This window comes from Mycobacterium sp. ENV421, assembly GCF_002887815.1.
Lineage (GTDB): Bacteria > Actinomycetota > Actinomycetes > Mycobacteriales > Mycobacteriaceae > Mycobacterium.
Window position 1 is genome coordinate 1 of the sequence record NZ_PDHO01000099.1, and the last position, 2,922, is coordinate 2,922.

The window sequence follows — 2,922 nt, forward strand, 5'->3', positions numbered from 1 at the left end:
TGAAGCGGAACCTACGCCCGTGCTCCCCATTTACACCGGATCCCGGACACGACCGTCAAGCGCGGGTCTCGTTGCCATTCGGTGTGTAGGCAGTCGACGAGCAAGCGAAGGCGTTCGCGCGGTGTCGACGCGGTGACGGTCCAATCGCGGCTGTTTCCAAACTCTTGGAACTCGCGGGTCAACGCAGACACCAAGAGGTGGATCTTGGAGGGAAAGTACCGGTACAGCGTGCTGACGCCGATTCCGACCTGCGCGGCCACCGCGCGAACGTGCACAGCCTCGTAACCGCCGCTACCTGCCAGCATCATCGCGGCATCTACTGCACTGTTACGGCGGTACGTGTCGACACCGCCAAGGTCGTCCGCCCTATCGGGGCGATGCTGCCTCAACTTCGAAGCCATCCTGCCAACGCCACGCTCAGACGCTGTGATCACCAATTGGTTGGTGAGGCGTGCCGGCTAGCCGATCAAACAGGTCCTCGAATCCGCTCACGTCGCCGTGCGCAGCGAAATGATCGACACCCACCGTCACGAAGACTGCGCTGGCGGTGAACCGGGTGATGCCATCGTGACTGACTCCCGTTCCGCTGACGTGAAGAGCACGTCCTTGGCGGCCGGTGATCTGGCCAGTAATCCTGTGCGGTTCGTGCAACGGGACAGGTCGCAGATACTCCACTGTCAGACTGCGTGTCACCGCGGGCGTGCCGGCCACCCACAACGTGAAGCCCAGTACGTCGTCACAGGCTGTCGCTACTGCGCCGCCGTGCGCCAGTCCTGGGGCGCCGATATGGCGCTCATCGAACGTCACATCGCTGTAGACGTCGTCACCGTCGCGATAGACAACCAGCTGCAATCCATGCGAATTCGCGGGCCCGCACCCGGTACACGTCGAGGTATGCGGAGGCAGTAGATATGGCCCCGGATGTGCTGTGTCACCCATCGTCATCCCCTTGTTGTTTCGCACTGATTCGCGATATCGTCGGGCCCGCACCGCAACTGCAACGACCCTTCGTTTGGCAGCTTCTGGACGCCCCAAGACCCTCCCGCGTAGACACGACAGCCATGCCTACCGACCAGGTATTCTCCGTAACCGCGGACAAACCTACGAACAGTTTCGCTACGCTACTCTTGGTACCATACCTTGACGCCTGCTGGAAACGCCGCCCGCAGGTCCCATTTTCCGAAGGGACAACGCAGTGAGCACTCAACCGGCGGCATACGCAGACGACGATGATGACATCGACCCCCGCCGGATCAGGTCGCGTAACCGACTGCTCGACGCGGCGGCGGCACTCCTCACCACCGGGGGAATCGAAGCCGTCACGATCGACGCGGTGACCAAAGCCTCCAAGGTGGCTCGCACCACCCTCTATCGGCATTTCACGAGCTCATCGCAATTGCTGGCGGCCACATTCGAGCGCCTGCTGCCCCACGTCACTACACCGACACCCGACGAGGGGTCGCTGCGCGAGCGGCTGATAGAAATGCTCAGCCGACAGGCCGCACTCTTTGCCGATGCCCCGATCCAGGTCACCACACTGGCTTGGGTTGCCCTCGGGCCCACCGATCCTGCCGCTGACGGCACCGGAGATGAGCACAGCCCGGCTGGCAGCCTGCGTTCTAGGGTCGTCGAGCAGTACCGCAAACCGTTCGACAAGATCCTGTCGAGCGATCAGGCCCGCGAGGAACTTGACGATTTCGACCTCGAATTAGCCGAGTGCCAGCTCGTCGGTCCGCTGGTCTTCGCACGCATAACCGGACTCTGCACCATCAGCCATGACCAGTGCGTCGGCATCGTCGACGACTTTCTTGCCGCGCACTCACGCACGCGGTATCAAGGGCCCCGACAGCGGCTTGGCGTCCGACTTCGATGATTTCGGCGGCGCGGTGGAAGTCGAGGCTGCGGCAGGTGGTGCGGGGTATTTCGATGAGTATGTCGGGGGGGTGGACGGCGAGTTGGGTGCGTACGGCTGCTGTTTGCATGATGTCGATGGTGCGGTTCATCACTTCGAAGCTGGTCAGTTTCGGGGTGAGTTGCGGTCGGGTCGTCGTTGTCTGGCTGGGCTGTTCGTCGAAGAGGCCCCATGCCGCCGCGGTTCGGCTGGAGGCTCCAAAACGGCTGAGCACTGGAAGCGGGGTGCTGGTGTCTAGGACTGCGGAGGTGTTGCGCAGCAGTCGGTTTAACCATTCGGCTGCAGCCCTGGGTTCGCGTGGCGGGAGCTGATCGTGGGGGTGGGGGTCCTCGCCGCTGAGGTTGACCGCGATGCGCAGATCAGCGTCTGCGGCAGCGAGCGGCGCTACCGGTAGCGGGTCGAGGATGCCGCCGTCGGCGAGTACTTGGTTGTCGAGGATGTAGGGAGAGATCAGACCGGGTATCGCGATGGATGCCCGGATCGCGGCATCGAGGGGACCATGCTGAAGCCACACCGATTTGCCGGCGATCAGGTCGGTCGCGACTGCCGTGAAGGGGATCGGCAGAGTCTCGATCGTCACGTCACCGAGTAGGTTGCGCACAATGTTGAGGATCTTTTCCGCCCGAAAGATTCCCGCACTGGCCCACGCGGGATCAAGCAAGCGCAGCACGGCGCGTTGAGTCAGTGTGGTGGCCCAGGAACTGAATTCCCCGAGTACGCCGGCGGCTTCCAGGCCTCCCACTAGTGCGCCCATCGATGAGCCGGAGATCGCGGCGATCTCGTAGCCGCGGTCGTGAAGTTCGTTGATGACGCCGATGTGGGCGTAGCCGCGGGCGCCGCCACCACGAGCGCGAGTGCGACCCGGCGTCCTGGGGTCTTGTCGTTTAGACCTGTCGGGGGATTTACTATTGCTGTCATGGGCTGGCCAACGTCGTCACCCATGTGGGCTACCGGAGGCTAGCTGTCCAGGGGCGCTGCGCTCCTCCGTGGGGTTAGAAAATTTTGCTGTG

The 2,922-nt window shown here is 63.0% G+C and carries 3 protein-coding genes and 1 pseudogene; 1 reads left to right on the forward strand and 3 read right to left on the reverse strand.

Going from position 1 to position 2,922, the window contains the following annotated elements; translation table 11 throughout:
- Positions 1–11: 11 nt before the first annotated feature.
- Positions 12–401: a TetR/AcrR family transcriptional regulator gene (locus CRM90_RS29730; RefSeq protein WP_102810417.1), complete on the reverse strand. Its 390-nt coding sequence runs from the start codon at positions 399–401 to the stop codon at positions 12–14.
- A gap of 16 nt (positions 402–417) precedes the next feature.
- Positions 418–939: a PaaI family thioesterase gene (locus CRM90_RS29735; protein WP_102810419.1), complete on the reverse strand. Its 522-nt coding sequence runs from the start codon at positions 937–939 to the stop codon at positions 418–420.
- 256 nt (positions 940–1,195) lie between these two features.
- On the opposite strand from CRM90_RS29735, the gene CRM90_RS29740 reads away from it, so the two are divergent.
- Positions 1,196–1,873, forward strand: a complete 678-nt coding sequence (locus tag CRM90_RS29740; RefSeq protein ID WP_102810418.1) for a TetR/AcrR family transcriptional regulator — start codon at positions 1,196–1,198, stop codon at positions 1,871–1,873.
- Here CRM90_RS29740 and CRM90_RS29745 read toward each other — a convergent pair.
- A pseudogene (locus tag CRM90_RS29745) lies at positions 1,770–2,830 on the reverse strand (patatin-like phospholipase family protein). The gene CRM90_RS29740 and the pseudogene CRM90_RS29745 sit on opposite strands and share 104 nt — an antisense overlap.
- Positions 2,831–2,922: the final 92 nt, after the last annotated feature.